Source organism: Streptomyces spongiicola (assembly GCF_003122365.1).
Classification (GTDB): domain Bacteria; phylum Actinomycetota; class Actinomycetes; order Streptomycetales; family Streptomycetaceae; genus Streptomyces; species Streptomyces spongiicola.
In genome coordinates this window covers 6,967,188-6,989,971 of sequence record NZ_CP029254.1, presented here as the reverse complement: position 1 = coordinate 6,989,971, position 22,784 = coordinate 6,967,188, and the positions used below count along the sequence as shown (strand labels likewise).

Annotated in this window: 15 protein-coding genes; 7 read left to right on the top strand and 8 right to left on the bottom strand. The window is 73.0% G+C overall.

The features are described 5' to 3' along the window. Positions 1-1,258: 1,258 nt before the first annotated feature. The 3 genes from DDQ41_RS30330 to DDQ41_RS30320 all read left to right on the top strand — a co-directional run bounded on the left by DDQ41_RS30330 (position 1,259) and on the right by DDQ41_RS30320 (position 6,782). Positions 1,259-2,875 (top strand): glutamate synthase subunit beta, encoded by a 1,617-nt coding sequence (locus DDQ41_RS30330; RefSeq protein WP_109297333.1) that lies wholly within the window; start codon positions 1,259-1,261, stop codon positions 2,873-2,875. A gap of 455 nt (positions 2,876-3,330) precedes the next feature. Beyond that, complete coding sequence (locus tag DDQ41_RS30325; protein ID WP_109297332.1) at positions 3,331-4,692, top strand: FAD-dependent oxidoreductase; 1,362 nt, start codon at positions 3,331-3,333, stop codon at positions 4,690-4,692. 644 nt (positions 4,693-5,336) lie between these two features. Beyond that, the gene (locus DDQ41_RS30320) at positions 5,337-6,782 is read left to right on the top strand and encodes a PP2C family protein-serine/threonine phosphatase (RefSeq protein WP_109297331.1); all 1,446 of its coding nucleotides are present in this window, start codon (positions 5,337-5,339) and stop codon (positions 6,780-6,782) included. A gap of 352 nt (positions 6,783-7,134) precedes the next feature. Here the strand turns inward: DDQ41_RS30320 and DDQ41_RS30315 are convergent, their stop codons facing one another. Then, positions 7,135-8,628, bottom strand: coding sequence for a DNA-binding protein NsdB (locus DDQ41_RS30315; protein ID WP_109297330.1), 1,494 nt, complete (start codon positions 8,626-8,628; stop codon positions 7,135-7,137). Positions 8,629-8,860: 232 nt separating this feature from the next. Here DDQ41_RS30315 and DDQ41_RS30310 point away from each other — a divergent pair, with 232 nt between their 5' ends. The 4 genes from DDQ41_RS30310 to DDQ41_RS30295 all read left to right on the top strand — a co-directional run bounded on the left by DDQ41_RS30310 (position 8,861) and on the right by DDQ41_RS30295 (position 16,039). After that, positions 8,861-9,979, top strand: coding sequence for an aminoglycoside phosphotransferase family protein (locus DDQ41_RS30310; RefSeq protein ID WP_109297329.1), 1,119 nt, complete (start codon positions 8,861-8,863; stop codon positions 9,977-9,979). 490 nt (positions 9,980-10,469) lie between these two features. Continuing rightward, positions 10,470-11,357: a universal stress protein gene (locus DDQ41_RS30305; protein ID WP_109297328.1), complete on the top strand. Its 888-nt coding sequence runs from the start codon at positions 10,470-10,472 to the stop codon at positions 11,355-11,357. Between the two features lie 371 nt (positions 11,358-11,728). Continuing rightward, complete coding sequence (locus tag DDQ41_RS30300; RefSeq protein WP_109297327.1) at positions 11,729-13,636, top strand: N-acetylmuramoyl-L-alanine amidase; 1,908 nt, start codon at positions 11,729-11,731, stop codon at positions 13,634-13,636. Positions 13,637-13,783: 147 nt separating this feature from the next. Further along, on the top strand, positions 13,784-16,039 hold the full coding sequence (locus DDQ41_RS30295) for a terpene synthase family protein (RefSeq protein ID WP_109297326.1): 2,256 nt from the start codon (positions 13,784-13,786) through the stop codon (positions 16,037-16,039). Positions 16,040-16,396: 357 nt separating this feature from the next. Here the strand turns inward: DDQ41_RS30295 and DDQ41_RS30290 are convergent, their stop codons facing one another. From DDQ41_RS30290 to DDQ41_RS30260, 7 genes are all read right to left on the bottom strand, one after another. Beyond that, positions 16,397-16,897, bottom strand: a complete 501-nt coding sequence (locus DDQ41_RS30290; protein ID WP_109297325.1) for a hypothetical protein — start codon at positions 16,895-16,897, stop codon at positions 16,397-16,399. 170 nt (positions 16,898-17,067) lie between these two features. After that, on the bottom strand, positions 17,068-17,466 hold the full coding sequence (locus DDQ41_RS30285; protein ID WP_109297324.1) for an ACT domain-containing protein: 399 nt from the start codon (positions 17,464-17,466) through the stop codon (positions 17,068-17,070). Between the two features lie 166 nt (positions 17,467-17,632). Beyond that, positions 17,633-17,875: a DUF397 domain-containing protein gene (locus tag DDQ41_RS30280; protein WP_109297323.1), complete on the bottom strand. Its 243-nt coding sequence runs from the start codon at positions 17,873-17,875 to the stop codon at positions 17,633-17,635. A 208-nt stretch (positions 17,876-18,083) separates the two neighbouring features. Beyond that, positions 18,084-19,253 carry a thiolase domain-containing protein gene (locus DDQ41_RS30275; RefSeq protein ID WP_172607586.1) on the bottom strand — a complete coding sequence of 390 codons (1,170 nt, stop codon included), beginning with the start codon at positions 19,251-19,253 and terminating at the stop codon, positions 18,084-18,086. Next, a complete protein-coding gene (locus tag DDQ41_RS30270; protein ID WP_109297321.1) occupies positions 19,243-20,295 on the bottom strand; it encodes a thiolase domain-containing protein in 1,053 nt (350 codons plus the stop codon). Before DDQ41_RS30270 ends, DDQ41_RS30275 begins: the two co-directional genes overlap by 11 nt. A 2-nt stretch (positions 20,296-20,297) precedes the next feature. Further along, positions 20,298-21,515, bottom strand: a complete 1,218-nt coding sequence (locus tag DDQ41_RS30265) for an OB-fold nucleic acid binding domain-containing protein (RefSeq protein ID WP_109297320.1) — start codon at positions 21,513-21,515, stop codon at positions 20,298-20,300. A 302-nt stretch (positions 21,516-21,817) separates the two neighbouring features. Further along, positions 21,818-22,618 carry a crotonase/enoyl-CoA hydratase family protein gene (locus DDQ41_RS30260; RefSeq protein ID WP_109297319.1) on the bottom strand — a complete coding sequence of 267 codons (801 nt, stop codon included), beginning with the start codon at positions 22,616-22,618 and terminating at the stop codon, positions 21,818-21,820. Positions 22,619-22,784 lie beyond the last annotated feature (166 nt).

Genomic DNA, 22,784 nt, shown 5'->3' with positions numbered 1-22,784 from the left:
CCCCGTCCGGCCTCGGGTCCCCCACCGCCCCGACGGCTCCTCCGTGGCGCATCCGTCCAGCGGCCGGCCCGGTTCCCTCACCACCCACTCCAGCGGCCGGCCCGGTTCCCTCACCACCCACTCCAGCGGACGTACGTCGCGTTCGGCACGGGCGACGGGTCGCGCCCTCGAGGGAGCCGGTCATGAGCCTGGCGAGCGCCTCGGTGCGGCCGGGGTACGCCCATCCCGCCGAGCGCGCGGGCCACCGGACGCCTCCATCCCGCCCGGCCTCGGTCCCCGGGACCCGGGGCGGGCCGGAGACTGTGCCGTGACGCCGCGCCGGATGGGGGCGCCCGCCCCGGGCGGCCCCGGGTCCCGTCCGCTATCCCAACGAAGGCGCGGTGGGGACGGCTTCCGGGGCCGCGACCGGCACGGGTGCGACCCTCCGCAGGGGGTCCGAGGTCATGCAGTCCGCCCAGATCTGCGCCGGGAAGAGGCTGCCGCGCACCGTACCCTCACCACCCGTTCCGGCCATGGGGAGCAGCGGTTCGCCGGGCCGGGAACGGAACATCGTCACGGCCGTGGACGGGTTCCCGGCGTACCCGGCGAACCACGCTGCGCGCTGGGTGTCACTCCGGCCCGGGGCCGTCCCGGCGAAGGGCCGAGGGCCGCCACGGCGGGCGCCGCCGCGGTATTGAAGGCGGTGTCCTCGAGCACGGAGGTGACGCCGAGGGCCACCTCCGGGTTCATGACGCGCCACGACGCGGGCCGTTCGAGGCCGGAGACGGGTTCGTCCCCGCGGAGCACTCTGGTGACGGAGTACGGCTCATGCCGCACGCCGTCGCTCGCGAAGGTCGCGTACGAGCCCGCGACCCGGATGGCGCTGGGAGGGCGCGAAGAGCAGGGACTCGGGGGCACGGAGGCGACGGAGGGCGCAGAGGCAGCCGGAGGGCGCAGAGGCAGCCGGAGGGCGCAGAGACCGCGGAGATCACGGAGATCGCGGAGATCGCGGAGATCACGTCGGCCGCCGGAACCACGGGCACAGACCGCGGAGGCATCGCGGGCCGGCTGGGCCCGTGGAGAACGAGGAGGCGGCAGGGGTCGCCGACGTCGCAGGGGGCGAGGGGGCGGGGAAGGCGGCGGCGTACCGGACGCCAGCCAGACCATGACATGCCCGGAAAAGCGGCAATGCCACCGATACCCCTACAGACGTGCACAAACCCGGCGTACGCTGGTCGGAACGCCGCAGTGCAGTACCCATGGACGACGGAGACGGCGCATGACCGACCCACGCGGCTTCCTCAGCATTCCCCGGCGGCCCGTACCGCCACGCCCGGTCGAGGAGCGCCTGGGCGACTGGCGGGAGGTCTACGCGGGGCAGGCGCTGCTCCCGCTCGTCTCCGAGCAGGCCAAACGCTGTATGGACTGCGGTATCCCCTTCTGCCACAACGGCTGCCCACTGGGCAATCTCATCCCTGAGTGGAACGCGTACGCCTCCCGCGGCGACTGGCGCGCCGCGGCGGAACGGCTGCACGCGACCAACAACTTCCCGGAGTTCACCGGAAGGCTCTGTCCGGCGCCCTGCGAGGACGCATGCGTCCTGGCGATCAACGCGGATCCTGTGACGATCAAGAACGTCGAGCAGACCATCGCCGACGAGGCGTGGGAGCGGGGGTACACGCCGCCGCAGCCGCCGCAGCGTCTGAGCGGCAAGACCGTCGCCGTCATCGGGTCCGGTCCGGCGGGACTGGCTGCGGCGCAGCAGCTGACCCGCACGGGCCACACCGTGGTGGTCTACGAGCGCGATGACCGGCCGGGCGGGCTCCTCCGGTACGGCATACCCGAGTTCAAGATGGAGAAGCACCATGTCGACCGCCGCATCGAGCAGATGCGGGAGGAGGGCACCAAGTTCCGGACCGGTGTGGACGTCGGCGGCGAGCTGGACGCCGCCGAACTCCGGCGCCGCCATGACGCGCTGATCGTGGCCGTGGGCGCGACGGAACGGCGCGAGCTGCCGGTGCCGGGCCGCCGGCTGGACGGAATCCATCAGGCGATGGACTATCTGACCTACGCGAACCGGGTCCGGGAGGGCGACTACGCCGCTCCACCGGTGAGCGCCGAGGGCAGGCACACCGTGATCGTCGGGGGTGGCGACACCGCTTCCGACTGCCTCGGCACCGTCCTGCGCCAGGGCGCTCTCTCCGCGGTGCAGCTGGACATCAATCCGGAGCCCGGGGAGTCGAGGCCGGATGCGCAGCCCTGGCCCGTGACCCATCCGAAGGTGTACCGGATCTCCCATGCCCATGCGGAAGCACGGGGCCGCGAGGGAATCGATCCCAGGCTGTTCTCGTCGGCGACCCTGCACTTCGAAGGCGACGCCGAGGGGCGGGTACGGGCGCTGTGCCTGACGGAAGTGGAACCGGCGGCGAGGAGCCCACTGCCGGGTACGGAGCGGGCGCTTCCGGCGGACCTCGTGCTGATCGCCCTCGGCTTCTCCGGCCCCGAGCAGGGATCGGGGCTGATGGAGCAGCTGGGGCTGACCGTCGACGAACGGGGGAACTTCGCCCGGGACGGCGCCTTCGCCGCGCTGCCGTCCCGGCCGTGCGGCCGGGACGCCTCGGCTGGCCGGGACGCCTCCGCCGGACGGGCCGCCTCCGCTGGACGGGGCTCCCCGGCGGACGGGGAGTCCGGCCCGGCGCGCCCGCCGGAGCGCACGACCGGGCAGGCGCCGCCGGACGGCGTGTTCATCGCGGGCGACGCGGGGCGCGGGCAGTCCCTGGTGGTCTGGGCCATCGCGGAGGGACGGGCGGCCGCCGCGGCGGCGGATCGCTATCTCTCCGGATCCACCGTGCTGCCGTCGCCGATCGCTCCGCGCGATCGGCCCCTGGTCGCCTGAGAACCCGGGATCCGGGGATCCCGGGATCCGGGGATCCCGGGATCCGGGGATCGGGGGATCCGGGGGATTTCGGGGCCCGCCGCGACGCGGGGCGGGATGCAGGCGCGGCACAGCGCCCGAGGACCGTTTGTTTCGCGCTGGAGGCGCCCTGACTCCGGCGGTGCGGCCGGCAACCGCCCGACAGCGGGTTCCGCCCGCGCCCCGCCGAGGTCCATGACCCTCACGACGCACGGCCGGGCGCGTGCCGCCCGGGAGGCGGCCTGTCGGGCGGCACGCGCGACGGGCCTCTCGGGCGACGGACGACGGACGACGGACGACCGGACCCTCTCACGCCCGCTTAGGGAACCCATAAGTCAGGCTTATGAGGTCATAAATTAGGGCCCCCTTACCTGACCAGGTCATCCGGGTGAGAGAGTGTTCGCCAGACCGCCATCACCGTTCGAAGGGAATCCGTCATGCCTCGCCCCCTGCGGGTAGCTGTCGTAGGAGCCGGACCCGCGGGGATCTACGCCGCCGACGCCCTGCTCAAGTCCGGGGCCGCCGCCGACCCGGGCGTGTCCATCGACCTCTTCGAGCGGCTGCCGGCCCCCTTCGGACTGATCCGGTACGGCGTGGCCCCCGACCACCCTCGGATCAAGGGCATCATCACCGCCCTGCACCAAGTGCTCGACAAACCGCAGATCCGCGTGTTCGGCAACGTCGACTACCCCAGTGACATCGGCCTCGACGATCTGCGCGCCTTCTACGACGCGGTCGTCTTCTCCACGGGCGCCGACGCCGACCGGGCACTCGGCATACCAGGCATCGACCTCGACGGCTCGTACGGTGCCGCGGACTTCGTGTCCTGGTACGACGGCCACCCGGACGTCGCCCGCACCTGGCCGCTGGGGGCGGAGAAGGTAGCGGTACTCGGCGTCGGCAACGTGGCACTCGACGTGGCGCGCATTCTCGCCAAGACCGCCGACGAGCTGCTGCCGACGGAGATCCCGCCGAACGTGTACGAGGGCCTGGCCGCGAACAAGGCCCGCGAGGTGCATGTGTTCGGGCGCCGCGGCCCCGCGCAGGCGAAGTTCAGCCCGATGGAACTGCGCGAGCTGGACCACTCCCCCAGCATCGAGGTCATCGTCAATCCCGAGGACATCGACTACGACGGGGGGTCCATCGCCACGCGCCGCGCCAGCAAGCAGGCGGACATGGTCGCCAAGACGCTGGAGAACTGGGCGATCCGCGATGCGGGGAACCGGCCGCACAAGCTGTTCCTCCACTTCTTCGAGTCCCCCGTCGAGGTGGTGGGCGAGGACGGCCGGGTGACGGGGCTGCGTACCGAGCGGACGGCCCTCGACGGCAGCGGGAACGTCACCGGGACGGGCGAGTTCCGCGACTGGGACGTGCAGGCGGTGTACCGCGCGGTCGGCTACCTCTCCGAGGAGATCGCCAAACTGCCCTTCGACCTCGGCAGCGGCACGGTGCCGCACGAGGCGGGCCGTGTCGTCGAGGCCGGGCGGTGTATGCAGTCGACATACGTCACCGGCTGGATCAAGCGCGGCCCCGTCGGCCTCATCGGCCACACCAAGGGAGACGCCAACGAGACCGTCGCGAGCCTCCTCGACGACCACGCCAACGGCCGCCTGCACACACCGTCGGCGCCGGACCCCGAGGCGGTCGTCGCCTTCCTCGAGGAGCGGACCGTCCGCTACACCACGTGGGACGGCTGGTACCGGCTGGACGCGGCCGAGCGGGCGCTGGGCGAGCCCGAGGGCCGCGAGCGGGTGAAGATCGTCGACCGTGAGGGGATGCTCCGCGCGAGCGGCGCCTGACCTGCGGTGCGGGCCGGCGGTCGGGGCCGCCGGCCCGCACCGCCGTCCACTTCGATGGTCGCGTCGGGTTCGGGGCGGCCTCGGGCTCCACGCCGGTCCGCAGGACCAGGCGCCTCCACCCGCCCGAGCGGATCGTGATCGACGTCGGGCGCGCTTCCGCCAGATGCGCCACCCGGCCCGGGACAGACCGAGACGGCCCGGCACCGGCGCCCACCGAAGCGGCGCCCGTGGCCCCGTGCCTGGTGCCCGATGTCTGGTGCCCGGTGCCTGGCGCCCGGTCACACCGCGCGGTCACGCTTCGCCCCCGGTGCCGGTCCCGGTACCGGCCCCTGCGTTGCGCCGGTGCCGGTGCCGGTACCGGCGTGGCGCCGCGTACGGGACCCACCCCTCAGCCCGGTTCGCCGATGACCGCTGCCACCGAGGGCTTCGAACAGGACATCACGGAGTCACGCCTCACGAGGACTCAGGAGTAACAGGGAACGACGTCATGGCTGGTCGGGCGCACTGCGGGCCATTGACATATGCCAGGTGCACCACCGTATCGAGTGTTGCCAAATCCCTTACACACCCCCGGTACCTGTGCAACAGTCATAACCGGTCTTTCGCTGAGACCTGGCCATGCCGCGCCTGCATCGGAGTACGACATGCCGTCCCATCTGTTCGCGGACCGTCCCGCCCCGCAGCCTCCACGGCGCGACTCGGTGGACGAGCTGATCTCGCAGACCCGGCGACTGCGCGGAGACGTCGACGCGGTCCGGCGGGACGCCGTGGTGGACGAGGACGACCCTCAGGGCCGCTGGCAGCGGGCCCTGTGCGACCTGGCGGTCCACCAGCTCGACGACCTCGGCGCGCACCTGGGCCAGCTCAGGGAGGGACTCCCTCCCCTGCCGGGGCCCGACGGCCCACCCGGCCGGGAGGACCAGGCCGGGTTCGAGGACCTGCCACCGCGACCGGATTCACTGCTCAGCCGTGTCGGCAGCGCCGAGTGGAACCTGCTGACGGACGAGGTCAGCTGGTCCGAGGAACTGCACCGGATCTTCGGACGCCCCGCCGCCGGCGACCCGATGACCCTGGACGAGCTGCCCTCCATGGTGTTCGCAGAGGACCAGGCGTTACTCACCGAGATGGTGACGGACTGCCTGGTAGACGGAAAACCGATCGACGGCGAGTTCCGCATCGTCCGCGCCGACGGGCGCGTCCGCACACTCCACATGACGGGCGAACCGGTCCTCGACGCCGACGGCTGCACCGCCTCGATGTGGGCGGTCCTCCGCGACGTCAGCGAACTGCGCAGATCCCAGCGCGCGGTACGCGAATCCCAGGACACGCTCACCCGACGACAGCACATCGACCGCACCGAGCGCCGTGTGGCGACACAGATGCACGAAGCGGTCCTCCCGCCCTGGCGCGGCGAGCGCAGCATCCCCGCGAACGGTCCGGCGGCACTGGACCTCGCAGGCCACCACCTCCCGTCTCCACGCGGGGCGCTCAACGGCAGCCAGTGGTTCGACGCCCAGGAAATCCCCGGAGGACTGGCGCTGCTGAGCGTGGGCGATCTGACCGGTCAGGGGGTCACCGCGACATCCGCCATGGCGATGCTGATGGGAGCCCAGCGGGCGCTCGCCGTGGCCGGCATCCGGCCCGGCCCGCTGATGGGCCACCTCAACGCGCTGCTGGACTCCGCTGCGCAGCCCGCACTCGGCAGCACCGTGTGCTGCCACTACGACCCGTCGACCCGGATCCTCTCGTGGGCGCAGGCGGGGCACCCTGCCCCGCTGCTGTACCGCGGCGGGGTGGGGCGTGCCCTGCCCCGACCGGGCGGCGTCCTGCTCGGCGCGACGGCCGGAGGTGTGTACGAGCAGGGCGAGACTGCCCTGCTGCCCGGCGATGTGCTGGTTCTCCACACGGACGGACTGACGAGAGGGACGGGAGCCCCCCATGACAGCACCGGACACGACCGGCTGCTCGCCCTCGCCCCCCGACTCACCGTCGCCCGGAGCGCGCAGGACTGCGTGCGCCTGATCGTCGAGGAGTTCGACGTGGGCGACCGTCAGCACGACGCCTCGGTGATGGTGGCCAGGATCGCCTGACAGACGATCGCCTGACAGACAAGAGGCACGGAGCGGCTGCGCGGCGGGCGGGTTCGCCGTCGGCGTGCTGACGTTGCGGGTGTCCTCGTCGCTTCGCTTGCTGCGGTTCCTTCGGCTTCTCCGGTTCCCTCGGTGGCATCGTCCCTCCAGCGCGGCCCGCGTCGGCCGGCCATACCGGAATCATGAAAACGCTCACGGAGTGACACTTTTCAATATCTGTCAGCTGCTATCCGTCAGCTGTCAACTGGTGGCTGTCAGCTGTCGATCGCCAGCCGGCAGCCCTCAGCCGGCAGCCCTCAGCCGGCATCAGACACCAGGCAGCAGGCAGCAACCGGGTTTCCCGGGCTCGGCTTCAGATCCTGACGCTCCGCTCGCTCCGGGACGGGCTGTTGGGCAGCGCGTGCTGGATTTCCTCCCGCAGGTCCTCGATCTTCGCATAGCCGGCGAACTGGCCCGTGAGGCGGTACATCTCCCGCAGCCGGTCCCAGGTACGGTGCGAGGAGGTCTCTCCCATCGACACCAGCGCCAGCCGGGCATACCTGTCCGCCTGTTCCGGGTCGTCGGCGATGAAGCACGCCGACGCCATGGAGATGTAGTCGAAGATCTTCGACCGCTGGCGACCGCCCTCCCTGAGTTCCAGCGCCTGCTTGGCATGGCGCTGGGCGATGCCGGCGGCGGCCGGATCGTGCTCTGCGAGGGTGCGGTAGGCGAGCGCCTGCATGCCGTGCATGTCCGCCTCGTCGAACATCTGCATCCAACTCGGCGGCGGCACATCGCCCTTGTCCGAGACGAACAGCTCCTCCGCCTCGCCCAGGGTCCGTCGCATGGCCTGAGCCCGTCCCATGGAGGCCTGCGCCCAGGCCTCGATGGTGTGCAGCATCGCTCGCGTGCGGGGCAGTGTCGACTCGCCGGAGCCGGACCTGGCGAGCTTCATCAGATCGAGGGCGTCGTCAGGCCGGCCCAGATGCACCATCTGGCGGGCGGCCCTGGAGAGGGCCTCCCCGGCGCGGGGCCGGTCGCCGCCCTCGCGTGCCGCGTGGGCGGCGATCACGAAGTACTTCTGGGCGGTGGGTTCGAGGCCGACGTCGTGGGACATCCAGCCGGCGAGTACGGCGAGGTTGGCGGCGACACCCCACAGGCGGCGCTGGAGGTGGTCGGGGTGCCGGTAGGCGAGCATGCCGCCCACCTCGTTGAGCTGGCCCACCACGGCCTTGCGCTGGAGCCCGCCACCGCGGGAGGCGTCCCAGGCGCGGAACACCTCGACGGAGCGCTCGAGGGCGTCGATCTCCTGCGACCCGATGGGCGCGGCCTCGTAGCGGTCGAACCCGGCGGGGTCGGCGTGCAGGGGGTCGTGGACACGGGGGGCGTGGGTGGCGAGAGCGGGGTCGGTGTGCAGCCAGTCGTACATGGCGCTGCTGAGTGCGGAGCCTGCGGCGAGCGCGGCGCCCGCGCCCACCAAGCCGCGTCGGTTGAGCATGAGGTCCATTCCCGTGAATTCGGTGAGGACCGCCGCCGTACGTTCGGGTGCCCAGGGCAGTCCGTCGGGGTGGCCGACGCCGCCGGCCTCCCTCCGCTTGCGCGTGCGCCCGTGCCGTACGAACCCGAGGTCCTCGATGGTCACGACACGGCCGAGTCGCTCGGTGAACAGAGCCGCCAGCACCTTCGGCACGGGATCGCGCGGGGACTCCCCCATGTCGATCCAACGCCGCACCCGCGAGGTGTCGGTCGCCAGCTGCGCATGGCCCATGGCCGCCGCCTGCCGGTTCACGAGCCGCGCGAGTTCGCCCTTGGACCAGCCGGCGAGGCCGAACAGGTCCGCGAGACGGGTGTTGGGTACTCCGGTCACGTCAAGCCCCCAGGTTCTCGGCTGAGTTGACAGTAACCCCCTGTCAGATGCGCCGCGACTATTCGCCAGGCTTCGCCAGGGTCCGCCAGATGGTGTGCCACCCGCGGGCGGGTGTCAGGTAGGAAAGCGCCACCCCGCCCCGGGAGCGAGACGCATTCCCCAGGGTGCCGAAGGCTTCCGGGGCAGGGCCGCGCACGCGAGTTGTCGGCACACGAAGGGATCTGTATCGCCCATGTACACAGCATCGTCCTCCGTGTCCGCCCCGCCCCGGCCGCGCACCCTCCAGGCGGGCGGCGGGCCGCTGCTCGAGCCCTCCGCGGCCGGCAGGGCCCGGCGGTGGCCGGGGGCGGTCGGCCAGCCGCTCAGCGGGAGAATCGACCTGTCCGGCCCGCAGGGCGCGCAGCTGCGCATGGCGATCGCCTCGGTGCACCGCATCTGCCCGGAGTTCAATCCGGTACAGGTGCTGCGCAGGAGCGGTCGCTCGGTGCTGCTCGTCGGCACGACGGGGCGGACCACCGCCGTCGCCAAGTGCTTACTCGACCAGTCGCCCGCGTGGGCGGAGCGGTTCCGGCACGAGATAGCGGCATACCGTGCGTTCGTCCGGCACCGGCCACCGGTGCGTGTGCCCCGGCTCATCGCCGCGGACCCGGAGAACTGCACGCTGGTCGTCGAGCGGATGCCCGGCCGCCCCGCCGCCCTCGCCCGGCACCCCTCCGAGGCACCGCCGCGCGCCGACGTCCGTGCCGCACTCGGGGCCGTCGCGCGGTTGAACTCCTGGCGGCCGCCTTCCGGGATGTTCGACGCGCCGCTGGACTACGTGTCGCGGTTCGCCCGCTACCACGAACTCGGTCTGTTCACCGACCGCGATCTGGGTGATCTGCAGAAGCTGCTGCACGGGCTCGCGCACCACGGTGGGCGGCAGGGCGGGCTGGGCCAGTTCTGCCACGGCGACGCGCTGCTGTCGAACATCCTCCTCGCGCCGACGGGCCCGGTACTCGTCGACTGGGAGCACGCGGGCTGGTATCTGCCGGGTTACGACCTGGCGACGCTGTGGACGGTGCTGGGCGACGCCCCGGTGGCGCGGCGGCAGGTCAGCCAGCTGGCCCAGCAGTCCGGCCCGGCGGCGCGCGACGCCTTCCTGGTGAACCTGATGCTGGTGCTGACCCGGGAGATCAGAACCTACGAGACGGCGGTGCAGCGGACGATGCGGGAGGCGCCGCCGGCCGGCACCGTCCCGCCGCCGCACACCGGACTCTCCTCCGGAGAGGAGCAGCGGCTGCTCCTGCGGCGGCTGCACGATGACTGCGCGCTGGCACGGCGGGCCGTGCGCGCGGCGGTCGGCACGCGCTGACCGCGACGAGGGGGAAGAGCGCTGTGCGTCCAGTGCCGACACACCGGACACACAGCGCTCTGTCGTCTGCCGGGCCGTACGCCCCGGATGTCCGGCGGCTTCCCTCAACGCTTCCCTGCGCGTCTTCTCCTACGCGTCTTCTCCTGCGTGCCCTCTCCCGCTTCTCCTGCGTGCCCTCTCCTGCGCTTCTTCCCCCTGGGCGGATCCACCCCGGGCTCGCACCCGGCTCCCGTGCCCCTCCGGGGCTGAGCGGGGAGCACCCGTCACCGCTCGGTCGACCGGCGGCCCACCGGACGGGGGCGGGCCGCGGCCGGCGGTGCGGGGTGTCCGGCACCGGGGAACCCGGGGCGGGCCGCGGCCGGTTCCGGCGGTATCGGAGGCCGGGTCCGGGGCCTGCCGGTTCGCCCCTGTAGGGTCGGGTTCGGCTGGACCGATTCGCACAGGGCGGCCCGCGTGGTCGAGCCCTGGCCCCGGACGGAGGCACAACCCGATGGCCCGATGCATCACCGCAGGAGTGGACGGATCGCCGGAGAGCCGGGCAGCGGCGTACTGGGCGGCCCGCGAGGCGGCGCTCCGCGGGCTTCCTCTTCGTCTGGTGCACGCATGGCTGTGGCAGCCGCTCGACGTTCCGATCGTGCAGGACCGGGAGGCGCAGGCCCGGGCCGCCGAGAGTCTGCTGCGTGAGGCGGAGTCGGAGATCAGCCGGCGTTTCCCGGATGTGCCGGTGTCCGCCGAGGTGGTTCCGGACACCGCGGTGGCGGCGCTCGTCGGGGAGGCCGAGCGCGCGACGATGCTGGTGCTGGGCTCGCGTGGGCACGGCGCCGTCGTCGGTTTCCTCGTCGGCTCCTACGGCCAGCAGGTGATCGCCTCCGCGTCCTGCCCCGTCGTCGCCGTTCGCGCACCCGCCGGGGAGGATCGGGCCGCGGACCCCGAGCCCGGCGGGGGCGACGAGATCGTGGTGGGGCAGCAGGGCGCGCCGGAGGACTGCGAGGCGGTCCTCGGCTTCGCCTTCGAGACCGCCGCCGCACACGGAGTGGGGGTGCGGGCGGTGCGAGCGTGGAGCCTGCCGACGCTCTACACCTACAGCCCGGCCGCGATGAGGCTCGCGGACGAGGCCGGCGGCCTTGAGCCGTTCGAGCGCAAGGCGCTGTCGGAGGCGCTGAAGCCCTGGCGGGACCGCTATCCCGGGGTGCCGGTGACGGAGCATGTCGAGATCGGCAGCGCCGGGCAGGTGCTGCTGTCCGCCACCGCCCGTGCGCGGCTGCTGGTGGTCGGCCGGCGGGCGCGCCGCTCCCCAGTCGGTTCGCGGATCGGATCCGTCGCCCATGCCGCGCTGCACCACGCGCCCTGCCCCGTGGCGGTCGTGCCGCCGGTCTGAGTCCGGTGGCCGGTCGGATCGGTCGGTGCGGTCGGATCGGTCGGTGCGGCAGCCCGGCAGCCCGGCGCGGTGCCGTGTCCGGAGTGGCCCGCGGTCGTGGGCGGGGCGGGCGGGACGGACTGCCGGCACCGGAGGCCGTGTCACGATGCTCCGCCGCCGGTGGTCGCCGGTTTCCTCCACCGGCCTCCGCCGACCGCCGGTCCGGGTCTTCGGCCCGGTCCGACGTGGACTTCCCTACCGCCGAGCCTCATTGACGGATCGTCCGGGAACGGCTACCCCTGTACGGATCCCCCGGGCACCGTCCGTCACTGGAGGCTGCGTTGCAGGCGTCCGTCCCCGTACGACCGAGACATGTTCGCAGGCGGGGGGCGGTGGTCGCGGCGCTGCTGCTGACCCTGGCCTCCGGCGCCCCGTCCGCCACCGCGGAGCAGTCAGCGCCGTCAGGCGGACTCCAGCGCGCCTTCGCGGACGCCGCCGCGGAGTACCGGGTGCCGCAGAATGTGCTGCTCGGCGTCTCCTACATCCAGTCGCGCTGGGACGGGCACGGCGGCGCCCCCAGTGTCACCGGCGGCTACGGGCCCATGCATCTGACGGACGCGGCGACGGCCCTGGCCGAGGCTCCGCACCATTCGCACGGCGCTGAGGATCCCCGCGGCGACACGGCGCGGGTGCCCCGGACGGGTGGCGCACACGCGCTCGGGGAGCGTGCCGTGTTTCCGGCCCGGTTGCGGACCCTCGAGCGCGCCGCGGACCTCACCGGTATCCCCGCCGAGCGCCTGCGCACCGACCCGTCGGCGAACGTCCGGGGAGGCGCGGCGCTGCTCGCGGACGCCCAGCGGGAGCTGGGCGGGGCGCCGGGCGGCGGTGCGGCGGACTGGTTCGGGGCGGTCGCCCGGTTCTCGGGCGCCGACGACACGGCGACCGCGACGGCATACGCCGACGACGTGTTCGACGTCATCCGCACCGGGCAGAGCCGGACCACCGACGGCGGCCAGCGGGTGTCGCTGCGGGCCGACGGGGGTCCGCCTCCCGACAGGTCTGCCGTGGCCCGGCTGGGTCTGCGCACCGCGGACCGGACGCTCACCGAGTGTCCGGTGACCGTGGCCTGCGAGTGGATCCCCGCCCCGTACGAGCAGTTCGGTGAGGGCGACTACGGCAACCACGACAAGGCGGACAGGCCCGTGTCGCAGTCGGTCGAGTACATCGTCATCCACGACACCGAGGCGACCTGGGACACCACCCTCCGGCTGGTCCAGGACCCGGAGTACGTGTCCTGGCACTACTCGCTGCGGTCCTCTGACGGGCATGTCGCCCAGCATCTGAGGCTCAAGGACGTCGGCTGGCACGCCGGCAACTGGTTCATCAACGCCAAGTCGATCGGGCTGGAGCACGAGGGCTTCCTGGTCAGCCCCGACGCCTGGTACACGGAGGCGATGTACCGCAGTTCCGCCCGGCTGGTGCGCCATCTCGCCGGGCGGTACGGAGTCCCGCTGGACCGGCAGCACATCATCGGCCACGACAACGTCCCGGGCACCCTGCCGTCGACCGTCCCGGGTATGCACACCGACCCGGGTCCGTACTGGGACTGGGCGCACTACTTCACGCTCCTGGGGCGGCCGTTCGCGGCCACCGCGGGGCCGGGCGCCGCAGCGGTGACGATCCGTCCCGACTACGACCGGCACCGGCCGGTGTACACGGGCTGTGCCGAGGCGGGCGGCGGCTGTGCGCCGCACGGTTCGGGTGCGGTCCGGCTGCACACCGCCCCGGACGCGTCGTCGCCGCTGGTGAAGGACGCCGGGCTGCGCCCGGACGGCGGCGACTCGACCACGGGCGTCAACGACACGGGTGCGCGGGCCTCCACGGGTCAGCGGTACGCCGTCGCGGAGCGCCGGGGGGACTGGACGGCCGTGTGGTACCTGGGCGGGAAGGCGTGGTTCCACAACCCGCGTACCCGGCCGGTCGCGGTGGGCGCGCATGCCGTGCTCGTCACCCCGCGGGCGGGGCTGGCGGAGGTTCCGGTGTACGGGCGCGCCTATCCGGAGGCGTCGGCGTACCCGCCGGGTGTGCCGGTGCAGGCGGTGACGCCGCTGCCGTACAAGCTGCTCGCGGGGCAGAGGTATGTGACCGCCGGCAGCATGCCGGGCGAGTACTACCGGGCGACGGGGTTCGACGCGTCGCAGCACACGGTGGTGCGCGGCGAAGAGCGGTACCACGTGATCCAGTTCGGTCATCGGGTGGCGTTCGTGAAAGCCGCCGACGTGCTGGTCACCAGGCGGTAGCGGGCGGGGTGGCGGTGCGCCCCCGGTTCACCCGGACGGGTGATCACCGGGGTCGCGTGGCCCGGAGCGGCGACGGGTAGGGCTGGCCCGTACGCGGACCGGTCCGCGCGGCTCGCGCGCGGACGCTCACCGAAAGGCCGGGCACGTATGGCACAGCCCTTCGAACTGCCGGACTTCTATGTGCCTCATCCGGCGCGCCTCAATCCCCATGTCGACGCGGCTCGGCGGCACACGCGGGAGTGGGCGCGCCGGATGGGGATGCTGGAGGGCTCGGGGGTCTGGGAGCCCGAGGATCTCGAGGCGCACGACTACGCCCTGCTGTGCGCCTACACCCATCCCGACTGTTCGGCGGAGACGCTCTCGCTGGTGACGGACTGGTACGTGTGGGTGTTCTTCTTCGACGACCACTTCCTGGAGGTCTTCAAGCGCCCGCGTGACATCGCGGGCGGCAGCGCCTATCTGGAACGGTTGCCCGCGTTCATGCCGCCGGACCCGGGACAGGGCGTGCCCGAACCGGCCAACCAGGTGGAGGCGGGCCTCGCCGACCTGTGGAGGCGGACGGCACCCGGTATGTCGGAGGCCTGGCGTGCCCGTTTCGCCGAGGCCACGGAGCATCTGCTCAACGAGTCGCTGTGGGAGCTGCGCAACATCGACCGGGGCCGGATCGCCAATCCGGTCGAGTACGTCGAGATGCGCCGCAAGGTCGGTGGGGCGCCCTGGTCGGCGGGGCTCGTCGAGTTCGCGGCGGGCGCGGAGGTCCCGGAGCGGGTCGCCGGTTCCCGGCCGATGCGGGTGCTGAGGGACGCGTTCTCCGACGGGGTGCATCTGCGCAACGACCTGTTCTCGTACGAGCGGGAGGTCGGTGACGAGGGCGAGAACAGCAACGGTGTGCTGGTGCTGGAGAAGTTCCTCGGCTGCTCCACGCAGGAGGCGGCGGACGCGGTCAACGACCTGCTGACGTCGCGGTTGCAGCAGTTCGAGAACACCGCGCTCACGGAGGTCCCGGCGCTGTGTGCCGAGCGCGGGCTGGATCCGGCGGAGTGCGCGGCGGTCGCCGCGTATGCCAAGGGCCTGCAGGACTGGCAGTCCGGTGGCCATGAGTGGCATCTGCGTTCCAGCCGCTATATGAACGAGGGGGCGGTGGCGGGGCCGTCGATGTTCGAGGGAGTGCTCGGGACGTCGGCCCTGGATGTGAGGACGCTGTTCGGCAGGCCGGCCGCGGCCCGGCTGCGGGCGCTGACGCATGTCCCGCACCAGGCGACGGGGCCGTCGCTGCTGCCCGAGTTCGACTGCCCGTTCCCGCTGTCGCTCAGCCCGCACCACGAGGAGGCGCGGAGCCGGTCGATCGCCTGGGCGAAGCGGATGGGGCTCCTCGGGGACGTCTGGGACGAGGCCATGCTCAACGGCTTCGACTTCGCGCTCTGTTCGGCGGGCATCGATCCGGACGCCACTGCCGAGGAACTGGAGCTGAGTGCGGAGTGGCTGACGTGGGGAACGTACGGGGACGACTACTACCCGCTGGTGTTCGGCCGCCGCCGCGATCTGGCGGGGGCGAAGGCGTGCACGGACCGGCTGGCGGCCTGTATGCCGCTCGACGACCCGGCGTCGGGCGCGGCGGTCGCGGTGAGTCCGATGGAGCGGTCGCTCGCCGACCTCTGGGCGCGGACGGCCGGGCCGATGGGCCCCGGGGCGCGGGCGGGGCTGCGGCGTGCGATGGATGTGATGCTGGAGAGCTGGCTGTGGGAGCTGCACAACCAGGCCCAGCACCGGGTTCCCGACCCGGTGGACTACCTGGAGATGCGGCGCTGCACCTTCGGTTCGGACCTCACCATGATGCTGAGCCGGCTGCGGCACGAGGGGGAGCTGCCGCCGGAGATCTACGGGACGGGGGTGATGCGGAGCCTGGAGAACTCCGCAGCGGACTACGCCTGCCTGCTGAACGACTTCTTCTCCTACCAGAAGGAGATCGAGGTCGAGGGGGAGGTGCACAACGCGCTGCTGGTGGTGCAGAACTTCTACGGTTGCGACTACCGGGCCGCGGTGGGGATCGTCGACGATCTGATGCGTTCGCGGATGAGCCAGTTCCTCCATGTCAAGGAGCATGAACTCCCGCTGCTGCACGAGCAGTTCTCCCTGGACTCGCGGGGCAGGGCGGCGTTGGGCGCCTATGTGCGGGAACTGGAGGACTGGCTCGCGGGCATCCTCAACTGGCACCGCAAGGCGCGCCGTTACGGAGTGGAGGACGTGCGGTCGGGCGCCGGGTCGGCGCTGCGTGTCGACGGGCCCCTGGCACTGGGGATGTCGGCGGCGGACCTCGCCGGTCTGCTCCGGTCCGGTGGGGGGACGGGCGCCGGTGAACCGTTCCCCGGCGTGGGCGCGGCGGCGGGCGCCGTGCGGCTCTGAGCCGCGCGCGCCGGCGTCGGGCGCACCTGGGCATCGGGCGCGTCCGGGTGTCCGGTGCGTCCGGCGTGTCCGATGCGTCCGGCGTGTCCGGGCCGGGGCCGCGACGCGGTGCCCCGGCCCGGACGGGGTGTGCGGTCCTCCGTGCCCCCGTCCGGGACGGGGCCCGTGCACGGGTGGGAGGGGCGACGACCGGGCGGGGTGAGGACCGGGCGGCACGAGGTTCGGCGGGACCCCCGGGCCGGACTCAGCCTCGCGGGGTCCGCGCCAGCAGTGGATGCGCGAGACCCACACCCGGCGGGCCGGACTCACCCGCGCGGGGTCCGCTCCGTGTGCGGTGCTCCGCGGCGGGCGGGTCGGTCAGCCCTGCTGGAAGAGTTCCGCGGGCAGGGGCTTCAGCAGCGCGTACAGGTCGTCGGTGATCGGCCGGTCCCAGCTCGCGATCGTGACGAGGACGTTGTCGCTGCGGTCGAACTGCACGCAGGAGATCCGGCCCTGGGAGAGTTTGACCCTGCGGACGATCAGCAGGTTGTCGCCCTGCATGACGGGCACGTCCTCGGCGCCGACGACCGTGACCTCCTCGTCGTCCTCCAGCGCCGCGAGCAGCTGGGCGACCTCGAAGGGGGCCTCTCCCTCGGCGACGTCGCGGGCGGGGGAGCCCTCCGGCAGATTGCCGATGATCATCGCGGGGCCCCGGCCGCCGAACAGGTCGTAGCGCAGGAAGACGCCCTGGCAGCTGCCGTCGGGCGCGGGAAGCAGCCCGGCTCCCAGATTGCCGGGCCAGTCCCCCGGGTCCATGGCCAGGACGTCGAAGTCCGGGCCCGCGGGAGTGGAGGCGCTGCGGCGGCGGAGGAAGGACATGCCGACATGGTACGTGCCCGGGAGCCGATGCCGCCGACCGGGCGCACGGCGGCGCGACACGCCGCAGCGCGGTGACCCCGCCCCGCGCGACACGCAGGAGCACGGTGGCCCCCCGGCCCGCGCGACACGCCGCAGCGGGTCGACCGGGCGGACGGGCCGTCGCCGTGGCCTCAGCCCGCGCGTTCGGCCGGCCCCTGGAGGAGGGCAACAGACTCGTCCGCGCGTTCGTACGGAACGAACAGATGGTCGTGGTGGTGGCCGGCGACGACGTTGCAGCCGATGCCCGCACCGGCCAGGGCGGTCGCGACCGCGGCGGTGAGCCCGACGGCGGCGAGTGCGGAGTGCACGCGCAGGGTGATCCAGCCGGCGACGTAGTCGTAGGCCAGCCCGGCTCCGTCGGCCTCCTCCCTGCGTACGACGAGAGTCAGGCCCTCGTCCTCGGTGACGGTGGCCACGGGGGTGAGGCCCGGCGGTACCGACGCGGGGACGGTGGTGAAGACATAGCGGCCGGGGTGGAGTTCGGGACGCATACCGCTCAGGAGACGGCCGAGATCGTGCTCTGGTGCCATGATTCGCAGCCTGCGGTTCTGTGCTTCCGGCGGCGGAGCGCCCCTCACCGGCGATATGGACCTGGGAACCAGGGAAGGATTCGCCACTGCGCCTTATCTTCGAAGGTCGGCATCCGGAGTGGCGGCCCATCCCGTATCGCACGCGGGCCGCCGCCGGAGGCGCGGATCAGGTGAGGTCGAACTCGCCGTGCCGGGCGTTCATGACGAAGGCCCGCCATTCCGCCGGGCTGAAGATCAGTGACGGGCCCTCGGGGCGGCCGCCGTTCCTCATGGCGATGAAGCCCTCGACGAAGGCGATCTGCACGTCTCCCGCTCCCTGGGACCCCGACTGCCAGTCCGCCTGGCTGAGGTCGAGGTCCGGCTTGTCCCAACCCGCAAGCGGCTGCTCTGTGGTGATGATGTCGGCCACGTCCCTGCTCCTCCCGGTTCTTCGTCCGGGGTCAGCGTAGCGATCGGGGCCGGTCGCGGACAGGCCGCCGCGGCGGGAGTCGCCGCCGGAAAAACAGGCCGCACCCACCGGCCGACCGCACCCCGCCGGGCCGCACCCGCCGGCCGACCGCGCCCCGCCGGGCCCCGCTCCTCGTCCACCCGCGGCGCGCCTCCCCCGGGCGCGCCGCTCAGGCCTCCGGCGGCTCGGCGCCGACGAGCCACATGGAGAAGAACTGCGAGCCGCCGCCGTAGGCGTGGCCGAGGGCCTTCCGGGCCCCCGCCACCTGGTGCGCGCCCGCCCGGCCCCGCACCTGGAGGGCCGCCTCGGCGAACCGGATCATCCCGGAGGCGCCGATGGGGTTGGTGGACAGCACCCCTCCGGACGGGTTCACCGGCAGTTCGCCGTCGAGCTCCGTCACACCGGACTCGGTGAGTTTCCAGCCCTCGCCCTCGGCCGCGAAGCCCAGGTTCTCCAGCCACATCGGCTCGTACCAGGAGAAGGGCACGTACATCTCGACGGCGTCGATCTCGCGCCGCGGGTCGGTGATGCCGGCCTGCCGGTAGACGTCCGCCGCGCAGTCCTTGCCGGCCTGCGGCGACACGAAGTCCTTGCCCGCGAACAGCGTCGGTTCACTGCGCATCGCGCCGCCGTGCACCCAGGCCGGAGGGTGCGGCGCGCGGGCGGCCCCGGCCCGGTCGGCGAGGACCATCGCACAGGCCCCGTCGGAGGACGGGCAGGTCTCCGAGTACCGGATCGGATCCCACAGCATCGGCGAGGACCGCACCTTCTCCAGGGTGACGTCGTGCTCGTGGAGATGTGCGTACGGGTTCCTCAGCGCGTTGCGGCGGTCCTTGTACGCGACCAGGCAGCCGACGGTGCCGGGCGCGCCGCTGCGGCGGATGTAAGCGCGCACATGCGGGGCGAAGAACCCGCCCGCGCCCGCGAGCAGCGGCTGCTGGAACGGGACGGGCAGCGACAGGCCCCACATCGCGTTCGATTCGGACTGCTTCTCGAAGGCGAGGGTCAGGACGGTCCGGTGGACCCGGGCCGCCACGAGACCGGCGGCGACCAGCGCCGTGGAGCCGCCGACCGATCCCGCAGTGTGGACCCGCATCAGCGGCTTGCCGACGGCTCCGAGGGCGTCGGCCAGATAGAGCTCCGGCATCATCACGCCCTCGAAGAAGTCGGGGGCCTTGCCGATGACGACGGCGTCGATGCCGGCCCAGCCGAGGCCGGCGTCGTCGAGGGCGCGGCGCGCGGCCTCGCGGACCAGCCCGGCTATGGACACGTCGCGGCGGGCGGCGACGTGCTTGGTCTGGCCGACGCCGACCACGGCCACCGGCTCCTTAGCGGGCATGCGGTTCTCCTTCGAGGACGGCGACCAGGTTCTGTTGCAGGCAGGGGCCGGAGGTGGCGTGGGCGAGGGCGCGGCCGGATGCGCCGCGGTGGACGGCCGCGGCGGCCTCGCCGACGCGGATGAGGCCCGCCGCCATGACGGGGTTGGCGGCGAGCGCGCCTCCCGAGGGATTGACGGCGACGGAGTCGCCGAGGCGCAGGGCCTTGCGCAGTACCACCTCCTGGGAGGTGAACGGGGCGTGCAGTTCGGCGGTGTCCACAGGCCGCTCGTGGACTCCGGCGCGTTCGGCGGCGAGGCGGGTCGAGGGCGAGTCGGTGAGATCGCGCACGCCGAGGGCGTGCGGTTCGACGCGGTGGTCCATACCCCGGATCCAGGCGGGGCGCGGGCACAGTTCCCGGGCCCGGTCGCCGGCGGCGAGGACCACCGCGGCGGCTCCGTCGCCGACGGGCGGGCAGTCGCCGGTGCGCAGCGGCCGGACGACGTACCCGCCCTGCGGGCGGGGCCCGCGGAGCTGCGCGTGCGGGTTGCCCTCGGCGGCGGTCCTGCTGCGCTCCGCGATCGCGGCCAGGGCCGGCTCGTCCGTCTCCCCCGAGTCGATGAGCGCCTGGGCCTGGAGGGCGGCGAGGGCGACGGAGTCGGGCCACAGCGGCGCGAGGTAGTACGGGTCCAGCTGCCGGGTCAGCACATCCCGGACCGAACCGGGCGAGGACTTGCCGTACGCGTAGACGAGGGCCGTGTCCGCCTCGCCGGTGAGGAGCTTGACCCAGGCCTCGTAGAGCGCCCAGGCACCGTCCATCTCCACGTGCGACTCCGGGATGGGCGGCCAGGCGCCCACCCCGTCGAGTGCCATCGTGAAGGAGAACGCCCGGCCCGCCAGGTAGTCGCAGGAGCCGGAGCAGGTGAAGCCGATGTCCCCGGTGCGCAGCCCGGTCCGCCCGAGGACGTCGTGGAGCACGGGCATGAGCATCTCGACCTCGGAGACCTCCTCGCTGCTGCGTACGTGGTCGGTCTGGGAGAAGGCGACGATCGCGACGTCTCGCATGGCTACAGCAGCTCCCGGTAGGTGTCGTAGTCCGCGTCGGGTTCACCGGTGGGCCGGTAGTGGTCGGGGTGCCGGTCGTCACCGGTCCACACCGGTTCGACGCGCAGGCCCATGCGCACCCGGTCGTACGGGATTCCGGCGATGCGGCCGTGGAGCGGCAGGTCGGCGCCGTCGAGGGCGATGTGCGCGTATACGTAGGGCACTTCGATGTCGAGGTTCTTCGCCTTGATGTTGACGATGCAGAACGTGGTGACCGTGCCGCGTGGACCGACCTCGACCTGTTCCGAGGTGGCGACGCCGCAGGTCGGGCACGCGCCGCGGGGCGGTACGTACACCTTGCGGCAGGAGGGGCAGCGCTCGCCGGTGGTCCGGCGCTCGGCGAGGGCGCTGATGAAGCGGGTCTGGGCGCGACCTGGCGTGTAGGTGTAGTCGAGCCGGGCCGGGACGACGACACCGGTCACGGGGTCGTCGAACTCGCCGCTGTGGGAGCGTGGTCCGGTCGCCGCGCGTCCCTCGGCACCCGGCGTCGCGGGCTCCGTGCTCCTCGTGCCGCTCCCTGTGCCGCTCCTCGTCGCCCTCCCCGTGCCGCTCCCCGTGCCGCTCCCCGTGCCGTTCCCCGGGCCGCGGTGCTCGGCGGGGTCGTCGTCGCGGTGCTCGGCGCCGCTCTCGGAGCCTCTTCCGGGGCTGCCTTCGCCGCCGCTCTCAGGACCGCTTTCGGCGCCGCTTTCGGGACCGTCGCGGTACGGCTCGAAGCAGGCGATGTCCGTGATGGATCCGCCGCGCTCCGCGGCCCACCGGACCCGGACGCGCATTCCGGTGCGCACGGCGTCGGGGCCGGAGGCGTCGAGGGCGTGGAGGAGGCCGGTGTCGGCGCCGTCGAGTCTCACCAGCACCCAGGCGAAGGGGGTGCGGAGCGGCTGGCCGCGGCGCGGATCCGGGTTCCAGGCCCAGGTGGTGACGGTGCCCGTGGTGCCCACCTCGACGAGGTCGCCGATCTCCTCGGAGGTTTCGGGGTCGTACTCGACGGGTGGTACGAGGACCCGGCCGCCGGTGGTCCTGACACCGAGCACGGTGCGTTCACGCAGGCCGGTGAGGAAGGCGGACTGCACGGGGCCCAGGGAGCGGGTGAAGGGGAACTCGACGACGAGCGGGGCGCGCGGCACCTCCGGTGACGAGGGCGCCCCGGACGCGGGGGTGGCGGACGCGGGGGTGGCGGACATGGGACTCCTTCTGCCGCTTGTGCTGCCGGATGTGCTGCCGCGTGCTCAGGCGCATGGTCCGCCGTGTGCCGTGTGCCGTGTGCCGTGTGCCGTGCCGGAGGTCGCGCCCGTTGCGCCCGTTGCGCCGGGAGGGCCGGTGCCGGTACCCGGGTGCCGTGCTGCCGCGCGCGGAGCAGCCGGGCGGCGTCGCCGGGTACGCCGGCCGGGCGGCCTCGCCGGGTGGTGCCCGCCGGGCGGGCCGGCGAGGTGCCGGTGCCGCGGGGCCGGGTGGCTCCGCCGGGGCGACCGGGCGGGCCGAGCGGTCAGGCCCGGCGGTACTCCGGGTCGCGCTTCTCGGCGAAGGCGCGGGCCCCCTCCTTGGCGTCGGCGGTGTCGAAGACCGGCCAGCCGCGGATCAGTTCGGCCGCCAGCCCCTCGGTCTCGGTCATCTCGGCCGTCTCGTACACGGACGCCTTCACCGCCTCCACGGCGAGCGGCCCGCAGGCGTTGACCCTCTCCGCGATGCCGAGCGCGCGCTCCAGAGCCGTGCCGTCGGGCACGACGCTGCCGACGAGGCCGATGCGCTCCGCCTCGGAGGCCGTGTAGGGGCGGCCGGTGAGCAGCATCTCGAGGGCGTGGGTACGCGGGATCTGGCGCGGGAGCCGCACGGTGGAGCCGCCGATCGGGAACAGGCCCCGGCGGACCTCGAACAGCCCGAACACGGCGCTCTCGCCGGCGACACGGATGTCCGTGCCCTGGAGGATCTCGGTGCCGCCGGCGACGCAGGGGCCCTCGACGGCTGCGAGGACCGGCTTGCGCGGGCGGTGGTGGCGGAGCAGGGCCTTCCAGTGGAGGTCCGGGTCGGCCCTGAGCCGGTCCCGGTACCCTTCGTCCTCCATTCCGTTCCCGGCGAGGGCCTTGAGGTCCATCCCGGCGCAGAACGAGCCGCCCGCGCCGGTGAGGACGACCGAGCGGACGCCGTCGTCCGCGTCGGCCTCCAGCCAGGCGTCGTACAGCCCCACCAGCATGGGCAGCGACAAGGCGTTCCGGGCCTCGGGTCTGTTCAGCGTGAGCACCAGAGTGGCGCCTTCGCGCCGCACGGTGAGGTGTTCCGTACCCGCCATTCCCGTCCTCCCGTCCTGAGACCTAGAACAGGTTGCAGGAGCCAGCGGAGCAGTTCAAGAGTTTTCTGACAGACAGTCAGATTTTCTGGGCGGTACCCCTTCCCAGTTGCGGACGGCGGCGCTCTAATGACCGCTCCGAGGCGGACACCGTGCGGCCGGGGTCAGG